This window comes from Stenotrophomonas sp. HMWF023 (assembly GCF_003060985.1).
GTDB lineage: Bacteria > Pseudomonadota > Gammaproteobacteria > Xanthomonadales > Xanthomonadaceae > Stenotrophomonas > Stenotrophomonas lactitubi.
The window spans coordinates 1-1,385 of sequence record NZ_QAIJ01000214.1 but is presented as its reverse complement, the minus strand read 5'-3'; the positions used below and the strand labels follow the sequence as shown (position 1 = coordinate 1,385).

The 1,385-nt window shown below is 66.5% G+C and carries 2 protein-coding genes; both read right to left on the bottom strand.

The features are described from left to right. Window positions 1-162 precede the first annotated feature (162 nt). The gene (gene tatC, locus DBR20_RS11535) at window positions 163-912 is read right to left on the bottom strand and encodes a twin-arginine translocase subunit TatC (protein WP_099819942.1); all 750 of its coding nucleotides are present in this window, start codon (window positions 910-912) and stop codon (window positions 163-165) included. Then, entirely contained in the window at window positions 909-1,382 is a 474-nt protein-coding gene (gene tatB / locus DBR20_RS11530; RefSeq protein WP_108266264.1) for a Sec-independent protein translocase protein TatB, read from the bottom strand. Before tatB ends, tatC begins: the two co-directional genes overlap by 4 nt. Between the last annotated feature and the right edge of the window lie 3 nt (window positions 1,383-1,385).

Here is a 1,385-nt window from a genome sequence, read left to right as displayed (position 1 = left end):
TGCATCGCGGCAGCCGCGGCGCACCGCCGGTGCCGCAGTCGCCTCCTGCCAACGACGTCTTCCACGCCTGAGCAGGCGCTCAACGGTAGCGCCGGGCCATGCCCGGCGGATGGATATCACCTCGCCCCACGAACGCCGGGCATGGCCCGGCGCTACCAGGAATCAGGCAGCAGGCTTCTTGACCACCGAAGACGGCACCAACCAGCGCGCGGCGTGGATGCCCAGCTCGTACAGCAGGCACATCGGGATCGCCAGCATCAGCTGCGACACCACATCCGGCGGGGTCAGGATCGCCGCAAGCACGAAGATGCCGACGATCGCGTAACCGCGCCCTTCCTTGAACTGCTGCGGCGTGATCCAGCCGAGCAGCACCAGGATCACCATTGCCACCGGCAGTTCGAAACTGCCGCCGAAGGCGAAGAAGATCGCCAGCACGAAGTCCAGGTAGGCGTTCGCATCCGGTGTGATCGCGATCACTTCCGGGCTGAAGGTGGTGAGGAAGTGGAAGACCGCCGGCAGCACCAGGAAATAGGCGAAGGCGCAGCCGGTATAGAACAGCAGCACCGACGAGACCAGCAGCGGCATCGCCAGGCGCTTCTCGCGTGCATACAGGCCCGGCGCGACGAAGGCCCACAGCTGGTACAGCAGCCACGGCACGGCCACGAACAAGGCCACGAAGAACGTCAGCTTCAACGGCGCGAAGAAGGCGCCGGCCGGGTTGGTCGCGATCATCGTCTGCCCGTTGGGCAACTGCGAGATCAGCGGCTCGGCCAATGCGTTGTAGAGCTTCTGGGTGAACGGCAGCAGGCCCAGCAGAACCACGCCCAGCCCCAGCAGCGCACGCACCAGGCGCGCGCGCAGTTCAACCAGGTGTTCCACCAGCGAACTTTCGCCGAAGTCGTGTTCGCTCATGACGGGCGCTCCGTGCGGGCAGGCGTTTCGGCCGCGGCATCAGCAATGCCATCGACCGCAGGTTCGGCGGTAGTGGGTGCAATGGCAGCCCCCTCCGGCGAAAGCCCCACCGGCTCGGTCGTGTCCGCCAGGTGTGGGGGCCGTTCGGCCGGTGCCGGTGCACGCACCTGCTGCGCCAGCGTGTCGCTGTGCTGTTGCATCTGCTCGGCTTCGCGGCGCACGGCTTCGCCGCTGGCACGCAGCTGGTTCTCGGTGTCCTGCATGCCCTGGCGCACGTCCTGCATCTGCCGCTTGATGTCTTCGGCCTGCAGTTCGCGTTCCAGTTCCTGCTTGACCGAATCCCATTGATTACGTGCGCGGCGCACCCACAGCCCGGCGAAGCGGGCCGCCTTGGGCAGGCGCTCAGGTCCGAGCACCACCAAGGCGACAACCGCGATCACCAGCAGTTCGCTGAAGCCGATATCAAACACCGC

What these genes read in the sequence shown, in the direction of transcription:
- tatC (WP_099819942.1), bottom strand. Translation starts at nt 912, where the DNA reads ATGAGCGAACACGACTTCGGCGAAAGTTCGCTGGTGGAACACCTGGTT.